At 32.3% G+C, this 20,942-nt stretch carries 18 protein-coding genes; 14 read left to right on the top strand and 4 right to left on the bottom strand.

Annotated features, from left to right (window positions below; translation table 11 throughout):
- Positions 1–18: 18 nt before the first annotated feature.
- The 3 genes from ACN0WI_RS08095 to ACN0WI_RS08105 are packed head-to-tail and all read left to right on the top strand — an operon-like array spanning position 19 to position 3,133.
- A complete protein-coding gene (locus tag ACN0WI_RS08095; protein WP_417886173.1) occupies positions 19–621 on the top strand; it encodes a sugar transferase in 603 nt (200 codons plus the stop codon).
- A 14-nt stretch (positions 622–635) separates the two neighbouring features.
- Positions 636–1,775 (top strand): DegT/DnrJ/EryC1/StrS family aminotransferase, encoded by a 1,140-nt coding sequence (locus ACN0WI_RS08100; RefSeq protein WP_417886175.1) that lies wholly within the window; start codon positions 636–638, stop codon positions 1,773–1,775.
- On the top strand, positions 1,772–3,133 hold the full coding sequence (locus ACN0WI_RS08105) for an SDR family NAD(P)-dependent oxidoreductase (protein WP_417886176.1): 1,362 nt from the start codon (positions 1,772–1,774) through the stop codon (positions 3,131–3,133). Before ACN0WI_RS08100 ends, ACN0WI_RS08105 begins: the two co-directional genes overlap by 4 nt.
- On the opposite strand, the gene ACN0WI_RS08110 is transcribed toward ACN0WI_RS08105, so the two are convergent.
- A complete protein-coding gene (locus ACN0WI_RS08110) occupies positions 3,130–3,861 on the bottom strand; it encodes a tyrosine-protein phosphatase (RefSeq protein ID WP_417886177.1) in 732 nt (243 codons plus the stop codon). The genes ACN0WI_RS08105 and ACN0WI_RS08110 overlap by 4 nt on opposite strands.
- Before the next feature lie 150 nt (positions 3,862–4,011).
- On the opposite strand from ACN0WI_RS08110, the gene ACN0WI_RS08115 reads away from it, so the two are divergent.
- Together ACN0WI_RS08115 and ACN0WI_RS08120 are read left to right on the top strand one after the other, a co-directional pair.
- Positions 4,012–5,769, top strand: coding sequence for a PAS domain S-box protein (locus ACN0WI_RS08115; RefSeq protein ID WP_417886178.1), 1,758 nt, complete (start codon positions 4,012–4,014; stop codon positions 5,767–5,769).
- 21 nt (positions 5,770–5,790) lie between these two features.
- Positions 5,791–6,198, top strand: coding sequence for a response regulator (locus ACN0WI_RS08120; RefSeq protein WP_417886180.1), 408 nt, complete (start codon positions 5,791–5,793; stop codon positions 6,196–6,198).
- On the opposite strand, the gene ACN0WI_RS08125 is transcribed toward ACN0WI_RS08120, so the two are convergent.
- On the bottom strand, positions 6,173–7,276 hold the full coding sequence (locus ACN0WI_RS08125) for an endonuclease/exonuclease/phosphatase family protein (RefSeq protein ID WP_417886181.1): 1,104 nt from the start codon (positions 7,274–7,276) through the stop codon (positions 6,173–6,175). The two genes, ACN0WI_RS08120 and ACN0WI_RS08125, sit on opposite strands and share 26 nt — an antisense overlap.
- A 195-nt stretch (positions 7,277–7,471) precedes the next feature.
- On the opposite strand from ACN0WI_RS08125, the gene ACN0WI_RS08130 reads away from it, so the two are divergent.
- The 5 genes from ACN0WI_RS08130 to thrC all read left to right on the top strand — a co-directional run bounded on the left by ACN0WI_RS08130 (position 7,472) and on the right by thrC (position 15,109).
- Positions 7,472–8,620 carry a vWA domain-containing protein gene (locus ACN0WI_RS08130; protein WP_417886182.1) on the top strand — a complete coding sequence of 383 codons (1,149 nt, stop codon included), beginning with the start codon at positions 7,472–7,474 and terminating at the stop codon, positions 8,618–8,620.
- A gap of 14 nt (positions 8,621–8,634) precedes the next feature.
- Positions 8,635–10,098, top strand: a complete 1,464-nt coding sequence (locus ACN0WI_RS08135; RefSeq protein WP_417886183.1) for a magnesium chelatase — start codon at positions 8,635–8,637, stop codon at positions 10,096–10,098.
- A 337-nt stretch (positions 10,099–10,435) separates the two neighbouring features.
- Positions 10,436–12,883: a bifunctional aspartate kinase/homoserine dehydrogenase I gene (thrA, locus tag ACN0WI_RS08140; RefSeq protein WP_417886184.1), complete on the top strand. Its 2,448-nt coding sequence runs from the start codon at positions 10,436–10,438 to the stop codon at positions 12,881–12,883.
- 2 nt (positions 12,884–12,885) lie between these two features.
- Positions 12,886–13,806: a homoserine kinase gene (locus ACN0WI_RS08145; RefSeq protein WP_417886185.1), complete on the top strand. Its 921-nt coding sequence runs from the start codon at positions 12,886–12,888 to the stop codon at positions 13,804–13,806.
- 4 nt (positions 13,807–13,810) lie between these two features.
- A complete protein-coding gene (thrC, locus tag ACN0WI_RS08150) occupies positions 13,811–15,109 on the top strand; it encodes a threonine synthase (RefSeq protein WP_417886186.1) in 1,299 nt (432 codons plus the stop codon).
- Between the two features lie 77 nt (positions 15,110–15,186).
- Here thrC and ACN0WI_RS08155 read toward each other — a convergent pair whose 3' ends face one another.
- Both ACN0WI_RS08155 and xerD read right to left on the bottom strand, forming a co-directional pair.
- Positions 15,187–16,668 carry a S10 family peptidase gene (locus tag ACN0WI_RS08155; RefSeq protein WP_417886187.1) on the bottom strand — a complete coding sequence of 494 codons (1,482 nt, stop codon included), beginning with the start codon at positions 16,666–16,668 and terminating at the stop codon, positions 15,187–15,189.
- 675 nt (positions 16,669–17,343) lie between these two features.
- Positions 17,344–18,243: a site-specific tyrosine recombinase XerD gene (xerD, locus tag ACN0WI_RS08160; protein WP_417886188.1), complete on the bottom strand. Its 900-nt coding sequence runs from the start codon at positions 18,241–18,243 to the stop codon at positions 17,344–17,346.
- A gap of 119 nt (positions 18,244–18,362) precedes the next feature.
- Between xerD and ACN0WI_RS08165 the strand changes: the two genes are divergently transcribed.
- The 4 genes from ACN0WI_RS08165 to aroQ all read left to right on the top strand — a co-directional run bounded on the left by ACN0WI_RS08165 (position 18,363) and on the right by aroQ (position 20,874).
- Positions 18,363–18,974 carry a porin family protein gene (locus ACN0WI_RS08165; RefSeq protein ID WP_417886189.1) on the top strand — a complete coding sequence of 204 codons (612 nt, stop codon included), beginning with the start codon at positions 18,363–18,365 and terminating at the stop codon, positions 18,972–18,974.
- A gap of 148 nt (positions 18,975–19,122) precedes the next feature.
- Positions 19,123–19,674, top strand: a complete 552-nt coding sequence (locus ACN0WI_RS08170) for an outer membrane beta-barrel protein (RefSeq protein ID WP_417886190.1) — start codon at positions 19,123–19,125, stop codon at positions 19,672–19,674.
- A 111-nt stretch (positions 19,675–19,785) separates the two neighbouring features.
- Complete coding sequence (locus ACN0WI_RS08175) at positions 19,786–20,349, top strand: porin family protein (protein ID WP_417886191.1); 564 nt, start codon at positions 19,786–19,788, stop codon at positions 20,347–20,349.
- Between the two features lie 111 nt (positions 20,350–20,460).
- Positions 20,461–20,874 carry a type II 3-dehydroquinate dehydratase gene (gene aroQ, locus ACN0WI_RS08180; RefSeq protein ID WP_417886192.1) on the top strand — a complete coding sequence of 138 codons (414 nt, stop codon included), beginning with the start codon at positions 20,461–20,463 and terminating at the stop codon, positions 20,872–20,874.
- Positions 20,875–20,942: the final 68 nt, after the last annotated feature.

Consider the following 20,942-nt stretch of genomic DNA (forward strand, 5'->3'; position numbering starts at 1 on the left):
AAAAGTTATTAGCGAGCTATGTATTCAAAATATATTAAACATATACTGGATATTGTTTTCGCTATATTTTGTTTGGTTTTAATGCTTCCAGTTTTTATAATTATATATTTACTGATTTTATGTTGTGATCGTTTATCCCCTTTATTTATTCAAAATCGGGTAGGTAAGCACTTAAAAAGCTTTCCTATTTATAAGTTTAGAACCATGAATAACCAACGAGATAGCAAAGGAAAATTGCTAAACGAGTCGGAACGAGTAACTAAGCTAGGATCTTTTTTACGTCGTACTGGTTTAGATGAATTACCACAATTGGTTAATATTCTTAAATTAGAAATGAGTTTTATTGGGCCTAGACCATTACCCGTTTGGTATATAGATGTTAATGACCCTATACAAAAACAAAGACATCGAGTATTACCGGGAATTACTGGTTTAGCGCAAATTACCGGTGGAAATTCACTAAGTTGGCCTGAAAAGTTTAAATTAGACAATCTTTATATTGAAAAATTATCTTTTTTAATTGATATAAGGATCTTTATAAAAACCATTTTGAGTAGCAAAGGTTACGATGCTTTAAATTTTGAGCATGCAATTTCTAAACCTGAAAAGAATGATTTGTAATTCAATTTTCTAGAATGAAAAAAATTTGGCTTTCTGCTCCACATATGAGTGGAGGTGAATTAGAAAATATAAAACAAGTTTTTCAGGAAAACTGGATTGCTCCAGTAGGGCACCAAATTGATGAATTCGAAAATCGATTAGCTGCAGAATTAGATTCTGAAAATAGTTTTCAAATAGCTGCTTTAAATAGTGGTACTGCTGCTATTCATTTAGCATTGAAAATGTTAGGAGTCGGGAAAAATGATTATGTATTGTGCCAAACATTTAGTTTTGTGGCAACGGTTAACCCCATTTTATATCAAGGTGCTACCCCTATTTTTATAGATAGTGAGCCTGAAACCTATAATATAGATCCAGCATTAGTACGCCAGGCAATTTTAGATGCAAACAAAAAAAAACAATCTATAAAAGCTATAATTGCGGTACATAGCTTTGGTATGCCTTATAATTGCAACGCTATTCAGCAAATTTCAGAAGAATTTAAAATCCCTATAATTGAAGATGCTGCCGAAGCATTGGGTAGCACTTATAAGAATAAAAGGTGTGGAACTTTTGGTGATTTTGGAGTATTTTCATTCAACGGAAACAAAATTATAACAACTTCTGCAGGTGGTGCTTTAGTTTGTAAGACTAAAACCGAAAAAGAAAAAGCTATTTCTTTAGCCACACAATCTGGAATACCAAATTTTCATTTTCAGCATTCAGAGATGGGGTATAATTATAGAATGAGTAATGTTTTGGCAGGTATTGGTTTGGGGCAGTTAGAAGTTTTACAACAACGGGTAGAGCAGAAAATTAAAATTCATAAGTTTTACCAAAAATTTTTTAAAGATGTAAAAGGAGTTAAGTTATTTACATCACCTTCTTCCGATTATCAGTCGAATTATTGGCTTAATGTAGTTGAAATTGATGCTGAAATTACGGGAATTTCGAATACAGACATTCAGAAAAAATTAGCTGAGAATAATATTGAAAGTCGACCGGTTTGGAAACCTTTACATACACAATGTTTTTTGAAAGAATATCAAAGTTACGATAAAGGTATAGCTACAGCAGTTTTTAAAAAAGCTTTATGTTTACCATCAGGAACTAATATGATTGCATCTGATTTGGAACGAATAAAATCTGTGTTTTTAGATATTTTTAGCGAATGAAACATGAAAAAGAATATAAGCTAATTTTAGCTTTTGGAGAACCAACATTGCTAGCTTCTTTATATTCTTATTTTAAAGAAAAAAAAGAAGCATTTAAGCTTATATTTTTACAAGATGCAGAAATAGCTTCATCTATAAAAGAGTTAAATGTCGATTATCAAGATATTTTAAATTTTGAGCGAATTTTACAAAAAGCGGATAAGTTAATTTATTTAGAAGAAATTTATAAGCGTAATTTTTCAGAAAAAATAGGAATTGTAGAGCAGGCTTTAGAATATCAAGTTCCGATTTTTTCTTTCTTATTATTAAATTTTAAAAAAGAATATCCAACTCTTGAAGATTTTAAGTTATCCGATTTATATATTGATAATTTTTTCCGAGCAACATCTTCAGAATACAAAGCAGAAACGGTTTTAATTACCGGAGCAGCAGGTTTTATAGGGAAAGGAATTACCAGACGTTTTGCTGAAAAAAATGCTTGTTTGGTTTTGATAGATAATTCAGAAACTGAATTGTTTTATTTACAACAAGAACTAAATGCAATTTTTCCTAATGCAGAAGTAAATTATTTTCTAAATGATATTTGTGATACTACAAAAATAGAAGCTATTTTTCAGCAATTTACACCAACAATTGTTATTCATGCTGCAGCTTTTAAACATGTAGCATTTTTAGAAAATCAAATTTCAGGAGCCATAAAGAATAATGTAATAGGTACTTATTTTTTACTAAAATTAGCTGAAAATTATAATACGAGAGATTTTTTGCTAATTTCTACCGATAAAGCAGTTGAACCTATATCGGTTATGGGCAAAACAAAAGCAATAGCCGAAAAGTTAGTTAGTAGTTTTGCCGTAAAAAGTGAAACTACAAATTTTAATAGTCTTCGTTTTGGGAATGTATTAGGAAGTACCGGGTCTGTATTGCCATTATTTGAAAAGCAGTTTTCTTGGAACAGCCAATTACTACTGACCAACCCAAAAGCTTCTCGTTATTTTTATACTCTTAATGAAGTATCCGAGCTTCTTTTGAAGTGTTTAAAAGCTTCAGAAAAGGGAGTTGTATTTTCGGTATTACCTACTGAGCAAATTACTATAAAAAGATTAGCCAATTTATTTTTATCTCTAAAAAAATCATCGTTTAATTTTCAGAATATCGATTTAAAACCTGGAGAAAAGCTACAAGAACTATTAATTTCTTCCGAAGAAAAAATTCTTCAGAAGAAATCTACTTATTTGGTTTTACAGCCTAAACAACAATTTAGGAATAAATTAGAAACTGAAATTTTAAATTTCATGGAAAATAAATGTTCAGAAGAAGAACATTTCAATTTTTTAAATCGATTATTAGAAATTTAATTAAATAAAGCTTTACTACGTTCAATAACAGGTTCTAAAAAATCGATATGCTTTTTCTTCAATTGTATAGTTTCTAGTTTATCTAGATGTTGCATTCTGTGTGTATCACTACTTATAAAATCAATCATCTGGTTTTCTAACAATTTATAAGCCATTTTTTGAATACTTTTCCCGTAATGGTCACTTAAAGAAAGCATGTTTAGCTGAAAATAGCAGTTCCTTCTTTTTAAATCATTATATTTTGATAAATCATTTTTATGAAAAAAGCCATATCTTTCTGGGTGTGCCAGCATTAGTACATTGCCATGATTTTGCAGTGTAAAAAGTATTTCATTTAAATTGATTGGAGGTTGTAAAAAGGACATTTCTACCAATGCAAAATTTCCGGATATTTTTAGTAACTCTTCATTATCTAGTTTATCTAATAGACTTTGATCCATCATATATTCTGCCGCTGCATGATTTTTAACTTCTTTGGGCTGAGAATCTTGTAATTTTTTTAAAGCATTTCCTATTGTTTCGGGGGTATTAGGGTAATAATCATTCATTATATGTGGGGTATGTACAAAGTTTTTGATCCCATATTTTTCGAATCTTTCAAGCAACTCCAGAGAAGTTTCAACATCAGGAGATCCATCGTCTATTCCAGGTAAAATATGATTATGAAAATCGGTAAAGTCAGCTAAATAATCTACGAAGTAATATTTTTTGCTAAAAAATGAAAACATTGCTTTTTTCCGTAAAGTAAAGCTTATGTTTTAATAAAACAATCATAAGATCCCAATTAATTTACTTATTATTAGCTCTTGAAAAGATTTTTTTCAATAGTTTTAACTATTTTGAAGAAATGTCTTATTTAGGCAAATCTGTAATTTATAATGAAGTTAGATTTAAAAAAAATACATGTAGTTAATTATGGTTATATTAAAGAGAGCGAATGCATATTGAATGCTTTTGATTTTTTAGATAATATTATTGTTTCACAGTGTAACTCATTAGCTTCATTAGGAAAAATAGTAGAGGAGCAAAATAGCTGTGATATATTAGTCTTACATTTAAAAGAACCTCAAAAAGAGCTAAATATAATATTTATTAATTTCCCTAATCTAACTTCTAAATTCCCTGTAATTGCAATAACAAACAATTGTAAAAGTGCCTCTGAAGCCAATGCTTTTAAATATGGAGTTAGCGATTATATACACTTTAGAGAAATAACTCCAGCTTTACTTTCTAGAAGTATTACTTATGGTATAGAGCGCTATGAGGGTTTAAAACAATTAAGGGATTCAAGAAGAAATTATAGAACAATTTATAATAACTCTCCATTACCGATCTGGATTTTAGATAGAGATGATTTAAGTTTTTTGAATGTAAATGATTCCGCTTTTAAACTATATGGGTATACAAAAAAAGAATTTTTAGAGTTAGATATCTGTGATCTTTATTTGGAAAACGATAAAGAGTGTTTAAAAACGATATTTAAACAATTATCAGTTAATTTTTCAAATAAATTAGCTAAGCATAAATTGAAATCTGGTAAAATTGTACAAGTTCAAATACAGTGTACTTCAATTTGTTTTTTTGGAAAAAACGCAATCCTTATAATTATCAATAATGTAACCGATAAAATTTACGCTTTTAGTGAATTACAAAAAGGGAAAGAGCGCTTTAAAGCTTTATTACAAGAAAGCTCAGACTTTATTGCAGTACTTAATGAAAATTTAGAATATACCTATGTTAGTCCTATTATAGAATCTTTTTTACAATTAGAAACCAAAGATATTTTAAATACAAGTATTAAAGATTCTATACATCCTGAGGATAAAGATTATGTGTTAGATCTAATCAATGGAATTAAACCTCTTTACGGTGAGAAGTTGCAATTACCATTTTTTAGGCTAAAGGATAAGAATAATTATTGGCGTTATATGGAAACGACGGTTAGCAATTTATTAAATAATGAAGCTGTCAATGGTATTGTGATTAATAGTAAAGATGTGACTGATTTTGTTGAACAACGTAATGAACTTGTAAAAAATTTAGAGCGTTTTGAAATTGTTTCTGAAGCTACTAGTGACGTAATTATGGAGGTTAATTTTGAAAAAAACAGTTTTTTTGTTTCAAAATCTGTTCAAAAAATTAGTGGGTATAAACCAAAAGATTTTCCAGAAGATTCTCCTTGGAGCTGGTGGTTAAATAAAATTCATCCAGAAGATATAAAAAAAGTTAGTCAATGTTTTAATGCATTATTTGATTTAGAAAATAATCATTCTAAATTTGAATATCGTATTAAAACAGCTAATGGAGAATATAGAAATTTGTTAGAGCGTTGTTATTTGGTAGTCGATGATGCTTCTAAGCCTGAACGCTTAATTTCTTCAATACAAGACATTACACAGCAAAAAGAGTATATTGACCAAATTGAAACAAGAAATAAAAAATTAGAAGAGATTGCTTGGGAACAATCTCATATAGTTCGAGCTCCTTTAGCTAAAATAATTGGTTTAGTAGAAATGTGGCAAAATGAGCAAAAAAATGAAGAGAGTACTAAAGAAATAATAAAAAATATAGTAAATTCAGCAAAAGAATTGGATCAAGTAGTAAAAAATATTACGGCTAAAACCAATTATTTATAACCCTAAATCCTCTTATTTTATATGTTGGAAGTCATTTTAGTTGATGATGATCCTATAGTGCTATTAATGCAAAAGCGAGTAGTTGTACGTTGCGGCATACATACTTCTCCTCTTATTTTTAAAAGTGGATCTGAACTTTTCAAATATTTTGAAGAACAAAAAATAGAAGATGATAAAAGCTATTTAATTCTTTTAGATATTAATATGCCTGGCCTTTCAGGTTGGGATGTAATGGATAAATTTTTTAATCATCCCTTTAAAGATAATATTCATGTTATTATGGTTACTTCAAGTATTGATTTAAAAGATCGAAACAAAGCAAATACTTATGATAAAATTATAGGCTATATTGAGAAACCGGTTACTTTAAATAATTGTTATGCTATTAAAAATTTAGAACCCATTAATTCATACTTCTCGGAATCTTAATATTTTTTTCTAATGGTTGTGCATCGATAATTTTTTCTCTAGCCCAGATTTCTTCTTCTTTGTCAAGTTCAAGTTCCTCTTGTGTGTTCATCGCTTTAGGATCGTAATGAAGTCTTATATACATAGGAAAATGATCAGATCCTATGCTTTTTTCTCTAGCAATTTCAACCAAGTTGAAGTCTCTAGAATGAAAAGCATGATCTAACGGCCATCTTAATAATCGATAACCAGTGTGGAAAGTATTAAAAAAGCCACGTCCAATTCGAGGATCCATAAGGCCGCTCATTTCTTGAAAGAGTTTTGTAGTTCTAGACCACGCAACATCGTTTAAATCACCAAAAACTAATATTTTTTCATCTTTTTTTTCTAAATCCCTACCTAGCATTAAAATTTCTGCATCTCGGTTTGTAGAAGTGTAACTTTCAGTAGGACTTGGAGGCATTGGATGTAAACAATGGAAACTTATTTTTTCTCCGTTTCGTAACTCTACCATTCCATGTATAGAAGGAATGTCTTTCTGCATTATATAATGTACTTCAGCATCTAAAAGCTTTAGTTTAGAATATAGATGCATACCATACAAATTATCTAAAGGAATTTTTACAGTATATTTATAACCATCTTCTAATTCTAAAACCTCCAATTCTTTCTCCCAGCGTTTATCAGTTTCTAGTGTTAGTAAAATATCCGGTTGTCTTTTTTTTACCAAGGCAACTAAGCGTTCAGGATGTTTATTTGGAGTTAATACATTACTTATTAAAATGCTAACCATAGCATCAGTATCATTGCCATGGTATTTTTTTACTTGTTTTTTAGAAAGGTAGGTATACGGGTAAATTTTTATTCCCTGATAAATTAAGCTTAAAAATAATAAGGTAAGAGCTGTAAATTGCCAAGCTGAAGTAAATGTATAGGCAAAACAGCAAATAATACAAGTTATAATGATACCTACTGAAATTTGGATTCTCGGGAAATCAAATGCTCTAATCCACCATTGGTCAAAACGTGTAATAGAAGCTATAGTGGGGATTAAAAATAATATATTTAGGCAAAGTGCTATAATTTCAAAAGTATCCATTAAGGATCTATTTTATTGGGGTTAGCGTTTAAATTAACCGCTCAAATTTCTGATTATTAAGTGATATTTAAAAGTATTTAAGAAAACAATAACGAAAAAATAATCGATTTTGATTAAAATCATAAGGTTTTTCTAAATCTAGTATTCCCGGATTCTTCAATTTCATTTCTATGGAAAAAAACGTACTTTTAGAATATGAAGAAGAAAGATAAAATGAAGGAAAAGGGATTTGTTTTCAAAAAATACGAAGAAGAAAGCACAACTCCTTTTGAAAAACTCTTTGAAATTTTTAAAGAATTAATCACCCACACTTCGGGAGATTTAGATGAAGCGCTAGACTGGTTACGCCAGTTAGACGAAGAATATAAACTTACTACCAGTGAATATACCATAGATGATTTTATTGAAGACCTAAAACAAAAAGGGTACATTAAAGAAGAAATTGATCCTGATGGAGATGGAGAAGGTGATGGTTCCGGGAGTTTAAAGATCACTGCCAAAACTGAAAGAGCTATCCGCCAGCAGGCTTTAGATCAGATTTTTGGAAAGATGCGAAAAGGAAATTCCGGGAATCACCGCACAAGTCATGTTGGACGTGGCGATGAACATACGGGTGATTTTAGGGAATATCAGTTTGGAGATTCATTAGATCGAATTTCGATGACTGAAAGCTTAAGAAATGCACAGATCAATCATGGTATCGGTGATTTTAATATGACGCATGATGATTTGGTAGTTGAAGAGACACACTACAAATCTCAAATGAGTACGGTTTTGATGATTGATCTTAGCCATAGCATGATTTTGTACGGAGAAGATCGAATTACCCCGGCTAAAAAAGTAGCCATGGCACTGGCTGAATTAATAACGACACGTTACCCAAAAGATACCTTAGATATTATTGTTTTTGGAAATGATGCCTGGCCGGTTTCTATTGCAGATTTACCATATTTAAAGGTTGGTCCTTATCATACTAATACGGTTGACGGATTAAAATTAGCGATGGATATTTTACGAAGAAAGCGAAATACCAACAAGCAAATTTTTATGATTACCGATGGTAAACCCAGTTGTATAAGAGAACGTGATGGGAGTTATTATAAAAACAGTATGGGACTAGATCCTTATATAGTTGATAAGTGCTATAACATGGCACAGCAAGCCAGAAAATTGCAAATCCCCATAACTACGTTTATGATTGCACAAGATCCGTATTTGATGCAGTTTATTCGAGAATTTACAGAAGCTAATCAAGGAAAAGCATTTTATACCGGGCTACAAGGTTTAGGTGAAATGATTTTTGAAGATTACGAAACAAACAGAAAAAAAAGAATTAGAGGCTAAAAGAAAAAGAAGATATGAATATTGAAAAATTAAAAACCCTTGGAGATTTAAAGGCTTCAGGGTATAAAAGCAAAGGTATAAAAGATGAGCTGCGCGATAATTTAATTGAAAAAATTAAAAATAAAGAACCATCATTTACTGGGATTCATGGGTATGATGATACTGTGATACCTGAATTAGAACGTGCGATATTATCGAAACATAATATTAATTTATTAGGCTTACGTGGGCAGGCTAAAACAAGGCTAGCTCGTTTAATGCTGAATCTTTTGGATGAATATATTCCTGCAGTTGAAGGTTCAGAAATTAATGATGATCCATTACATCCAATTTCGCGATACGCAAAAGAATTAATTACTGAAAAAGGTGATAAAACGCCAATTATATGGATTCATCGTAGTGAGCGCTTTTTTGAAAAGCTAGCCACACCAGATGTTACAGTTGCCGATTTAATTGGTGATGTAGATCCTATTAAAGCTGCTAACTTAAAATTGAGCTATGCTGATGATCGTGTGATTCATTTTGGGATGATTCCACGTGCGAATCGTAGTATTTTTGTAATTAATGAATTACCCGATTTACAGGCTAGAATTCAGGTAGCATTGTTCAATATACTTCAGGAGGGCGATATTCAAATTCGAGGTTTCAAATTAAGACTGCCTTTGGATATGCAATTTGTATTTACTGCTAACCCTGAAGATTATACCAATCGCGGTAGTATTGTAACTCCGCTTAAAGATAGGATTGGTTCTCAGATTTTAACCCATTATCCCGAAACTATAGAGATTGCTAAGACTATCACACAGCAGGAAGCTAGATTAGATTCCAGACAAGCTGATATGGTTTATGTCCCAGAGTTAGCTAAAGACCTATTGGAGCAAATTGGTTTTGAAGCTCGAGAAAGTGAATTTATAGATGAGAAAAGTGGGATTAGTGCCAGAATGAGCATTACTGCTTACGAAAATCTTCTAAGTGCTGCAGAACGTAGAACCCTTAAAAATGGAGAATATAAAACATTATTGCGATTCGGTGATTTTATGGGAGTAATCCCATCAGTAACTGGTAAAGTTGAATTAGTTTACGAAGGGGAACAAGAAGGAGCTGCTGCCGTGGCAACGCAATTAATAGGAGATGCAGTAAAAACTTTATTCCCAAATTACTTCCCTAAGATCGAAAAATTACAACGTCCAGATGACAAAACACCATATGATGATTTGATAGAGTGGTTTTTTGAACAAACCGGTTTTGAGCTTCCAGATGATCTTACTGATGAGGAATACAAGAAAAAGCTGGATGAGGTGAAACCATTAAATGAATTAATCAAAAAATATCAGCTGGAAATGGATAAAATCGATACCTATTTTCTCAAAGAATTTTTGCTTTGGGGACTGGTAGAGTTCAAGAAATTAAGCAAGCAACGATATACTAAAGGTATTCAGTTTAATGATCTTTATGGAAGTTATATTAGCGGATTGTAAAATTGCTATTGAAATAAAATGAGTAAAAGCCTGATTTCACTAAAAATCGGGCTTTTGTTTTTTATAAATTATGAAAATCTCATATTTTTTTAGTAAAAAACACTATTTAGTTTTTTTTACAATCGGAATTGTATATTTTTAACTCATATTTAAGGAAAAAATGAAGAGTATTAAACCACATAATAGTTTTAAAACACCAGCTACTATAGTTGTTGCTACTATTATTACTCGCACTATTATTACCCCTTTGGGGTAATTTGTATATAATTTTCCGTCCACACTTTTATTCGTTTATCAACGAAATTCAAAACCAATTTTCAAACTTTAAATTATTCTTATGAATATCCTAAAATTCGGAGGATCTTCTTTAGCCTCTCCGGAGCGAATCAAACTTGTAGCTGAAACTGTAAAAAAGCATGTGCAACAAGATAAAACCTTAGCTGTATTTTCAGCATTTGGAGGTGTTACCAACGATCTTTTAAAAATGGCAGATCTTGCCGCTGAAGAAGATTTAGCTTATAAAGAAATTCTGGCAAAAAATGAAAAAAGACATTTAGATGCGGTAAAAGAATTAATTCCGGTACAAAATCAAAGCGGGGTATTAAGTAAAGTGAAAACGGAGTTTAATCGCTTAGAAACATTGTATGAAGGGGTATATTTATTGAATGAGTTGTCCAATAAAACCAAGCATGTGGTTTCGAGTTTTGGAGAAATTTTATCCTCTTTAATTATTGCTGAATATTTTAAAAGTTTGGCTACCGATGCACTCTTAATTGATTCTAGAGAGTTGATTGTTTGTAAGAATAATAACGAAAAGATTCAACTGAATTATGAACTGACGAATAAAAATGTAGTTCAGTATTTTAAAGAAAATGATGCCAGTCTTTTTGTGGTTCCGGGATTTGTTGCTAAAAATGAACAGGGTGTTCCTAGTACTTTAGGAAGAGGAGGTAGCGATTTTACTGCGGCTATTTTTGGTGGTGCTTTAGATGTTGCCAAAGTGATTATTTATACCGATGTAAACGGAATGTACACTGCTAATCCAAATGTAGTGCATCAGGCTTATCCGTTGGAAAAAATATCGTATCAAGAAGCGATGGAATTATCGCATTTTGGGGCGAAAGTTTTATATCCACCAACACTTCAGCCATTATTGGATAAAGGAATTCAAATTCATATAAAAAATACATTTGCACCGGATGATGCCGGTACATTAATTTCAAAATCCAGTAAAGAAAACTTTAGATGGGTTACCGGAATAACGCATATTGACGATATTAAATTATTGAATATAGAAGGTAGCGGAATGGTTGGAATACCTGGTTTTTCAAAACGATTTTTTGAAACCTTGTATCAGGAAAATATCAATGTAGTACTTATCACCCAGGCATCTTCGGAACATAGTATTTGTGTGGCGGTAAAAGATGATGAAGCTCAGGCAGCAAAAGAAGCTTTAGACGAAGCTTTTGCGGTAGAAATCGACTATCAAAAGATCAAACCGGTAGAAATTGAAGGAAATGTGGCAATCATTGCTTTAGTAGGGGATCGTATGAAGAGCCATCATGGCTTAAGCGGTAAAATGTTTAGTGCACTAGGCAATAATAATATTAATATTAGAGCCATAGCGCAAGGATCTTCAGAGCGTAATATATCTGCAATCATTGCTAAAAAAGATATCAATAAAGCGCTAAATACGCTTCATGAGCAATTTTTCGAAGTGCCTTCTAAAGAACTAAACCTGTTTATAACCGGAGTAGGAAATGTGGGTAGTAAATTGTTAGCGCAATTAAAGAAGCAGGAAAAATACTTACTTGAAAATTTAAGGCTGAAAGTTCGTGTTCTTGGTTTATCAAATTCCAGAAAAATGGCTTTTGATGAAAATGGATTGGATCTAGATAACTGGCAGGAATTATTAGATGCCGGCGAAGAAGCCAGTAAACATAACTTTTTTAATAAAGTAAAAGAATTCAATTTACGTAATAGTATTTTTGTGGATAACACAGCGAGTGCTGAAATTTCGAAATGGTATAAAGAATATCTTTCAAATTCGATTGCTGTGGTAACCTGTAATAAAATTGCTGCTGCCGATGATTTGGTAAACTATCAGCATTTGCAGGAACTTTCCAGAGAGTATGGTGCATCTTTCCTTTATGAAACTAATGTAGGGGCAGGATTACCAATTATAGATACTCTTAAAAACTTAATCGCTTCAGGAGACCGAATTCATAAAATCCAGGCAGTACTTTCGGGTAGTTTAAATTTTGTGTTCAATACGTATAACGGAACCGAACCATTTTACAAAACCGTAGAACAGGCCATGGAAGAAGGGTATACTGAACCAGACCCTAAAATCGATTTAAGCGGAGTAGACGTAGCACGTAAGATATTGATCCTTGCTCGTGAAAGCGGATTAAAAATGGAGCTTAGCGATATCGAAAACAAAAGTTTCCTTTCTGAAGAAAGTCTGAATACAGAGAATAATGAAGATTTCTTCAAATTACTTCAGGAAGACGAAAGTAAATTTAAGGAGATCTATGAAGATGCTGCTAAAGACAATGCTCAACTAAAATATGTAGCTCAGTTGGAAGATGGTAAAGCTTCCGTAGGATTACAAAAAGTAGGAGCAGAGCACCCTTTTTATAATCTTAGCGGTAGTGATAATATCGTATTGTTTTTTACAGATCGTTATAGTGTACAACCATTAATCGTAAAAGGAGCAGGTGCCGGAGCTGATGTTACAGCCTCTGGAATCTTTGCTGATGTTATACGAATAGGTAAAAAATAAAGATGAAAGAAATAAAAGTTTTTGCTCCGGCAACGGTAGCTAATCTTTCTTGTGGTTTCGATGTGTTGGGCTGCTGCCTGGATAATGTTGGGGACGAGATGATCATTAAAAAGAATGATCTAAACGAACTACGAATCACTAAACTCGAAGGACAGGATCTACCTATGGAAGTTGATCAAAACGTAGCAGGTGTAGCGGTAAAAGCTATGCTTGAAAATTTACAGTCTAGCGAAGGTTTTGATATCGAAATTTATAAAAAAATAAAAGCAGGGAGTGGAATTGGCAGTAGTGCTGCCAGTTCTGCCGGTGCTGTTTTTGCCGTAAATAAGCTTTTAGGTTCTCCCTTGAAAAATGCTGAATTATTGCCTTTTGCTATGGAAGGTGAACGATTAGCCAGCGGAAATGCCCATGCCGATAATGTGGCGCCGGCCTTGCTGGGTGGTTTTACTTTGGTAAAAAGTTATCATCCTTTAGAAGTTTTGTCCTTACCTTCTCCAGAAGAATTGAATGTAGTAATTCTTCATCCGCAAATCGAGGTGAAGACTAAAGATTCTCGTGCCATTATTAAGCGTAATATTAGTCTGGATAAAGCTGTTAGCCAGTGGGGGAATTTGGGAGCATTGGTTAGTGCTTTATATACAAACGACTACGATTTGCTGGGAAGAAGCTTAAAAGACGAAATTGTGGAACCTATTCGTTCTATTTTAATACCGTATTTTGATGAAATTAAAGCACTTGCTTTAGAAAGTGGTGCACTCGGATTCGGAATTTCAGGCTCAGGACCATCGGTTTACGCCATGTGTCGCGGCCGTGAGCAGGCTGAAAAAGTAAAAGTAAAGATTGCTCAATTTATGGAAAAACAAAGTATAACTTACGATCTTCATTTATCAAAAATTAATCCTGAAGGAGTTAAAATCTTATAAAACAATGAACTATTTTAGTCTGAATAATCGAAGTCATTCTTCCAGTTTCGAGAATGCAGTAATTAGAGGTCTGGCTCCAGATAAAGGATTATATTTTCCTGAACATATTGAAAAATTACCCGATTCTTTTTTTGAAAAACTTCCGGATTTACCACAAACTGAAGTGGCATATCAGGCCATTAAACAATTTGTGGGTGATGAAATTCCTGAAAAAGACCTAAAAGAAATTATCGCAACAACTTTAGATTTTGAATTTCCGGTAGTACATGTGAAGGACAATGTATATACTTTGGAACTTTTTCATGGACCAACTTTAGCTTTTAAAGATGTAGGCGCTCGCTTTATGGCGGGAAGTTTAGGTTATTTTATTACCAAAAATGAAGTTGGTAAAGTAACTGTGCTGGTAGCAACATCTGGGGATACCGGTGGCGCAGTAGCTAATGGCTTTTTAGGAGTAGAAGGAATCGATGTGGTAATACTATACCCGAAAGGAAAAGTAAGTAAAATTCAGGAAAAGCAATTAACCACGCTTGGACAAAATGTAACTGCTTTAGAAATTGATGGTGCTTTCGATAAGTGTCAGGATATGGTGAAGCAGGCATTTTTAGATGATGAAATTCAGTCGAAACGCCAGTTAACTTCAGCAAATTCTATTAATGTGGCGCGTTGGCTTCCGCAGATGTTTTATTACTTTTTAGCCTATCGGCAGTTAGTCTCCGAAGGGAAAGATATTGTTTTCTCTGTACCCAGTGGTAATTTCGGGAATATTTGTGCGGGTATGGTCGCTAAAGAATTAGGGCTTCCTATAAAACATTTTATAGCTTCGAATAATGCCAATAGAACAGTAACCGATTATCTAGAAACAGGGAATTACCAGCCAAAACCAAGTGTTTCGACAATTTCTAACGCGATGGATATTGGTAATCCGAGTAATTTTGTTCGGATTTTGCAATTATTCCAAAATGAATACGGAAATGTAAAAGAAAACTTGACCAGCTTTAGTTACGATGATGAAGTGACTAAACAAGCCATGCAATCTGTATATAAAGAAACAGGATATGTAATGGATCCTCATGGAGCGGTAGGGTATCTTGGGCTACAAGAGTATTTTAAAACACATCCTGATGAAGTTGGCGCTTTTTTAGAAACGGCGCATCCTTGTAAGTTTAGAGAAACTGTTCAGGAAGCTATCGGTAAAGAAATTGAAATTCCAGATTCTATAAAAGAAGTTTTAGATAAGGAAAAGAAAGCGATTTCGATTAAGGATTACGCTGATTTAAAATCATTTTTGTTAAGTTCATAAGTAATTTAATTATGCACATCATAAAAAAGCCTTTCCTAAAACTGGAAAGGCTTTCTTTTTCAACCAAATGTTATTATTTAGTACTTTGCTGAAGCACCTTTAGCAGGTAAACTATTTTTAATAAACTCACGAATATCTTCGTTGGCAGTTTCCAGATCAGCTTTTCTTAAATACATCATATGCCCGCTTTCATAACCTTTAAAAGAGAGACGGTCTTTCATTTTTCCGCTAGGGTCTAATTGCCACATCGAGTATTTAGCATTAAAATAAGTACAAGCTCCATCAAAGTATCCTGATTGTATCATCACATCCAGATTAGGATTTTGCGCCATCGCCTGTCTTAAATTTTCACCGGTATTATTTCGCGTACGATCCCAAGGATGTACCGGACCGAACATAAAATATTTAAGATCGGTTTTAAAATTAAGATCTTCACGTAAATAGTAATTAATAGCCGGCGTAAAAGAATGTAACCAGGAAGTTAATTCCGCATTATAGTCAGGATAATCTCCGGCATCTTTACGGTCGATTCCTAAATATCTGGAATCTAATCGGCCCACGGTAAAGCCATCTTCACGTTTAAGTTCCTTCCAGAAAGCACTAATAGGTAGTTCTAAATTATTTTGAATAAAAACGTCTTTGTCGACACCAGAATAATACGCCATTTTTTCAGCAATAGCATTTCTGGTACCTTCGGGAGCATAACCACCTTTTACCAATACAGGTAGTACTTCATTAATACTGTATTCCTCAACTTCTTCTAATAGATCTAAAAGCGATTTACTTTGTAATTCTTCCGGAAGTAATTTGTGATACCAAGCTGTAGCTGCGAAATATGGTAAACGGTTTGCGATTTCAACAGGCCCTTCGCGATCAATTCCCAGTTCGGTTGGGGAAACAAGGATAATACCATTTAAATACATCCATTGGCTATTCTGAAGTTCTAAAGCTAAACCGCTAACTCTGGTCGTTCCGTAGCTTTCTCCAATTAAATATTTAGGTGATAGCCATCGATTTTCACGGGTTACAAAAGTATTTAACCATTCTGCCAAATAGCTAATATCCTGATTCACACCAAAGAATTTACTTTTATCTACTTTTCCATTTTCATCAGGAATTGGTCTTGAATAGCCTGTATTTACAGGATTTACATAAATAATATCGGCTACGTCTAAAATTGAATATGGATTTTCTTTAATTCCGTAAGGTTGTACAGGATAACCTTCGTCATCGATTTTTAAAATTCTTGGACCCGTATAAGCAATATGCATCCAGACTGATGCAGAACCGGGACCTCCATTAAAAGAAATCACCAAAGGCCGGTTTTCGGTATTTTTGATATCACTTCTTTTATAATACGTGTAGTAAAGGCTGGCAATAGGATTGCCCTGATCGTCCCAAACTGGTTGCATACCTGTTTGAGCAGAATAATTGATATTTTTTCCTTTAATGGTTACGGAGTGATTGGTTACCACTGTAGTATCTACAGGGACTTTTACTTGCTGCGCAAAAGCAATCGAAGCCATAAGTGAGAAAAAGAGGAAATAAATTTTCTTCATTTTGGATTAATTTGTTTAGGGTTAAAGCTGAAAAATACTGCTAATCTGTAATTTTTACAAGTGACCTAGTAAAAGAAACAGTTTGTTGTAGAAAGAAACTGACTTTTGGCGTTTTTTTATATATTATAATTCTGAATGTTTATTCGTTGAATATATTTTTGTAGGAGTTGCCTTCAGTTACAAAAAGCTATCATTAATATATCGAAAATGTTTATTTAATTAGGTTCGTGTTTTGCCTTTATTACTTCCGAGTGATATCTGCTTCCTAATTGAGATTAGGCCGTTATATTTATTTTATTTGTACAACAAAATTTTAAAAGTTCATTTGTTTTAAATATAGATCTACTTTTACCCGAAGTGCTTCGGGTTTATGATTGATTTTACTGATTAGATTGTTTCTATAATAGAAATCTCTTCTAACGATAGAAAGTTGCTATCTGTTTTTGTGGAACTTACATCGGTTTTAAATTCTGCCAGCCCTTAGATTAAGTATGGATCTAAACATTGCAATTGCAGATTAGGCAAAGCTTTTTTATATCTTCTCTTTTCATAGTATCTTCAAAATACTTTATTAAAAGCTTTACCTGTCTTTTTTTATTTCCATAAATCAGTCTAGAGAATTTAAAAATTAGAGTTTAGTTTTAGCAGAACTTTAATAGGAAGATTTAATAAATACTAATTTGATTTTGGATGGTATTTTTGTAGCACTTCTCGTAGAAAACTTCGGTCTACATGCATATAAACTTCGGTAGTGGTTATACTTTCGTGCCCTAATAGTTGTTGAATAGAGCGAAGATCGGCACCATTCTCTAATAAATGGCTGGCAAAAGAATGTCGAAAAGTATGCGGACTTATTTTTTTATTGATTTCGGCTTTTTTCGCTAATTGTTTTACAATTGTAAAAATCATAGCTCGGGTTAATTGGTTGCCTCTTCGATTTAAAAAAAGTGTATCGGAAGCTTCTTTTTTAATTGGTAAATGGCAACGGACTTGGTCTTTATAAATAGTAATGTACTTAATCGTTATATCAGCAATTGGTACAAAGCGTTCTCGGCTTCCTTTTCCGTTAACTTTTATAAAACCTTCCTCAAAAAAAAGATCGGATATTTTTAAATTGGTAAGTTCTGAAACGCGTAATCCACAAGCATACAAAGTTTCAATAATAGCTCGGTTACGTTCTCCTTCAGGCTTACTGAGATCTATTGCGGCAATTAATTGGTCTATTTCTTCAGTGGAAATAGTATCGGGTAATTTACGGCCTATTTTAGGAGCTTCTATTAAATGAGTAGGATTATCTTCTCGGTAATTTTCAAAAATCAAGAAATCAAAAAAACTCTTTAATCCTGAAAGTAGTCGAGCTCTAGATCGAGCATTTAAATCTTCGGATAAGCTATAGAGAAAAAATTGTAATGTTTCTTGCTTAATATCGCTTGGAGATGCAGTAATAGATTTAACTTTTAAAAAACCAATTAGTTTATCTATATCTTGTTTATAGCTAGAAATCGAATTTTCTGATAGTCCGCGTTCTAGCTTCAAATAGTTAATATAATCCTTTAAAATCAGGTTCCATTTCATCTGTTAAAAATACTAAAAATAGTTATTCAATGTTAGTAATACTTTAATCTTAGCTAACATTTATTTAAGAAAGCGTACCCTACATTTGCCTCAGTAATCAAAAAAAAAGAAAGATTATTATGAAAAAGTCAATTTTATTATTTGTTTTAGTATTAGGTGGCGCCCTAAGTATGAATGCGCAAGAAGCATGGAATTTTGGTGTAAAAGGTGGTGTAAATATCGCTGATTTTACTGGAGACGATTTTTCTTCTGATAATTCAAGAACTAGCTTTAACGTAGGTTTATTAGCAGAAATTCCGCTAGCCGATAAATTCTCTTTACAACCCGAGGTAATGTATTCTGGACAAGGATATGATATTGCTGAAATCGATCAGGATAATTTTGTTGATACTGACGAAAATGTTGAATTTCAGTTAGATTATATTAATGTACCTGTTCTAGCCAAAATTTATTTAGTAGATGGATTAAGTGTACAAGCAGGACCATCTTTCAACTTTAAAGTGAATGAAGAGATCGATTACAAGCCTACTGATGATGGCGGAGATATCGACATTACTGATGGTGTTGCAGAAGCTAAAGATTTTGAATTTGGTGGAGCTGCAGGTTTAGAATATAAATTTAATAACGGACTTTTCATACAAGGACGTTATAACTATGGTTTTACTGATACTTTTGAAGATAGAGATATCCACAACTCAGTATGGCAATTTGGTGTAGGTTTTATGTTCTAAAACCTATTATAAACCAATTAGACTAGCTAACCATAAAATAAAAAAAGCGGAAGATTTTTCTTTCGCTTTTTTTACGTTTAAGAATAAAATTTTTATTAAAAATAATATAAAAAATTACTTTTGTATTTTAATTTAATCAATCAAAATAATGAAAAAACAAGTATTTCTTTTAGCGATCATGCTGTTTTTAGGAATAAGTATGTCTGCGCAATTTAGCTTTGGACTTAATGCTGGCTATAATAATTTAAATTTTAAATCTAAAGTAGATAACATTTCGGCATCTACTGATGGATCTGGTTTTTTTCTGGGATTAAATTCATTTTACGAATTATCAAATGGATTTGAATTAGAAGGTGATGTAAATTATATGAATAATGAAGATACTAACTATCTTCAAATTCCTATATTGTTGAAATATTATATTTCGGAATCAGATTTCAATTTACAGGTAGGTCCACAAATGACAATTGTTTTGGAAAATTCATATGGATTATATGATAATTTTGGACTTGATTTTACTTTTGGATTAGGGTATGATATTACTGAGCACTTTTTTGTTTTTGGTCGATATGCTTTAGAAGTTACCAACAGAACTTCAGATGGAGTTTATTATTATGATCCGTATTCTTATGAATCGTATAATTTTGATGCGAAATCTAGACTAAATTCTTTGAATTTTGGGATAGGCTATAAATTTTAAAATACTAATAAAAATAATTAAAAGCGGAAGATTTTTCTTCTGCTTTTTTTACGTTTAGGTATAAAATATTTGACAAAAAACTTAAATTTGTCAAAATTTAAAATTATAAACATGTTTAAGAATTATGTAATTGCCCTACTGATGATTGTAGGAGTAAGTGTATCAGCTCAAAACGTTGATTTTGGGGTTAAAGGAGGCTTAAATTTTGCAACAATGGCTGGTGATGCTAGTGAAGCAGATGGGGTAACTAGTGTGCATATTGGTGGTTTAGCAGAAATTGGTTTAAATGATTTTTTTGCTATTCAGCCAGAGATCATGTATTCAGGCCAAGGTGCCGATTTTGATGGCGTGGAATTGCAAATTGATTATATAAATGTTCCTGTGCTAGCTAAATTTTTAGTAGCAGATGGGTTTAGCTTAGAAGTTGGGCCCCAATTTGGATTTAAAGTTAATTCTGAAGTTAAACAAGATAATGTTAGTGTAGATAATGATGACTATACAAACACTTTTGATTTTTCAGCAGCTTTTGGTGCTTCTTATAAATTAGATTCAGGTTTATTTTTCCAAGCGCGTTATAATAGAGGTCTTACCAATGTATTTGAAGATGAGTATAGTTTTAATGATGCTGATAGTCCCAATAGTGTCTTCCAACTTTCAGTAGGTTATATGTTTTAATTACCTAATTTTAATTGAATATAAAAAAAGCGGAAGAAAAATCTTCCGCTTTTTTTATATTCAAAATTAGTACCTTTACGGAGCGATATTCGATATTTTGAACTATAAATTATGAACTTACTTATTATTAATGGCCCCAACTTAAATTTATTAGGAACTCGAGAGCCTGAAATTTATGGAAGCCAAACCTTTCAAGAATATTTTGATGATTTACAACAAAAATTCGATACTGTAGCACTTTCCTATTATCAAAGTAATATTGAAGGAGCATTAATAGATAAACTTCACGAAGCACGAACTAATTTTGATGGCGTAATTTTAAACGCAGCTGCCTATACACATACTTCAGTTGCTATTGCCGATGCTATTAAAGCGATAGAAATTCCGGTAATAGAAGTTCATATTTCCAATACTCATTCCAGAGAAGCCTTTCGGCATAAATCGTATTTATCGCCGGTAGTAAAAGGTGTTATTTTAGGATTTGGACTTAAAAGTTACGATTTAGCGATTCAGAGTTTTTTATAATTCTTGTTATTAACAATTATCGGTAAATGTTATCATAATATTAAGTGTTTTTAACCTTATTATAATAA

It is taken from the genome of Zunongwangia sp. (genome assembly GCF_048269745.1).
Lineage (GTDB): Bacteria > Bacteroidota > Bacteroidia > Flavobacteriales > Flavobacteriaceae > Zunongwangia.

Coding starts and splice junctions, on each gene's coding strand:
- ACN0WI_RS08175 (WP_417886191.1), top strand. CDS start 19,786: ATGTTTAAGAATTATGTAATTGCCCTACTGATGATTGTAGGAGTAAGT.
- ACN0WI_RS08130 (WP_417886182.1), top strand. CDS start 7,472: ATGAAGAAGAAAGATAAAATGAAGGAAAAGGGATTTGTTTTCAAAAAA.
- aroQ (WP_417886192.1), top strand. CDS start 20,461: ATGAACTTACTTATTATTAATGGCCCCAACTTAAATTTATTAGGAACT.
- thrC (WP_417886186.1), top strand. CDS start 13,811: ATGAACTATTTTAGTCTGAATAATCGAAGTCATTCTTCCAGTTTCGAG.
- ACN0WI_RS08120 (WP_417886180.1), top strand. CDS start 5,791: ATGTTGGAAGTCATTTTAGTTGATGATGATCCTATAGTGCTATTAATG.
- ACN0WI_RS08155 (WP_417886187.1), bottom strand. CDS start 16,668: ATGAAGAAAATTTATTTCCTCTTTTTCTCACTTATGGCTTCGATTGCT.
- ACN0WI_RS08110 (WP_417886177.1), bottom strand. CDS start 3,861: ATGTTTTCATTTTTTAGCAAAAAATATTACTTCGTAGATTATTTAGCT.
- ACN0WI_RS08135 (WP_417886183.1), top strand. CDS start 8,635: ATGAATATTGAAAAATTAAAAACCCTTGGAGATTTAAAGGCTTCAGGG.
- ACN0WI_RS08165 (WP_417886189.1), top strand. CDS start 18,363: ATGAAAAAGTCAATTTTATTATTTGTTTTAGTATTAGGTGGCGCCCTA.
- ACN0WI_RS08145 (WP_417886185.1), top strand. CDS start 12,886: ATGAAAGAAATAAAAGTTTTTGCTCCGGCAACGGTAGCTAATCTTTCT.
- xerD (WP_417886188.1), bottom strand. CDS start 18,243: ATGAAATGGAACCTGATTTTAAAGGATTATATTAACTATTTGAAGCTA.
- ACN0WI_RS08100 (WP_417886175.1), top strand. CDS start 636: ATGAAAAAAATTTGGCTTTCTGCTCCACATATGAGTGGAGGTGAATTA.
- ACN0WI_RS08170 (WP_417886190.1), top strand. CDS start 19,123: ATGAAAAAACAAGTATTTCTTTTAGCGATCATGCTGTTTTTAGGAATA.
- ACN0WI_RS08125 (WP_417886181.1), bottom strand. CDS start 7,276: ATGGATACTTTTGAAATTATAGCACTTTGCCTAAATATATTATTTTTA.
- ACN0WI_RS08095 (WP_417886173.1), top strand. CDS start 19: ATGTATTCAAAATATATTAAACATATACTGGATATTGTTTTCGCTATA.
- thrA (WP_417886184.1), top strand. CDS start 10,436: ATGAATATCCTAAAATTCGGAGGATCTTCTTTAGCCTCTCCGGAGCGA.
- ACN0WI_RS08115 (WP_417886178.1), top strand. CDS start 4,012: ATGAAGTTAGATTTAAAAAAAATACATGTAGTTAATTATGGTTATATT.
- ACN0WI_RS08105 (WP_417886176.1), top strand. CDS start 1,772: ATGAAACATGAAAAAGAATATAAGCTAATTTTAGCTTTTGGAGAACCA.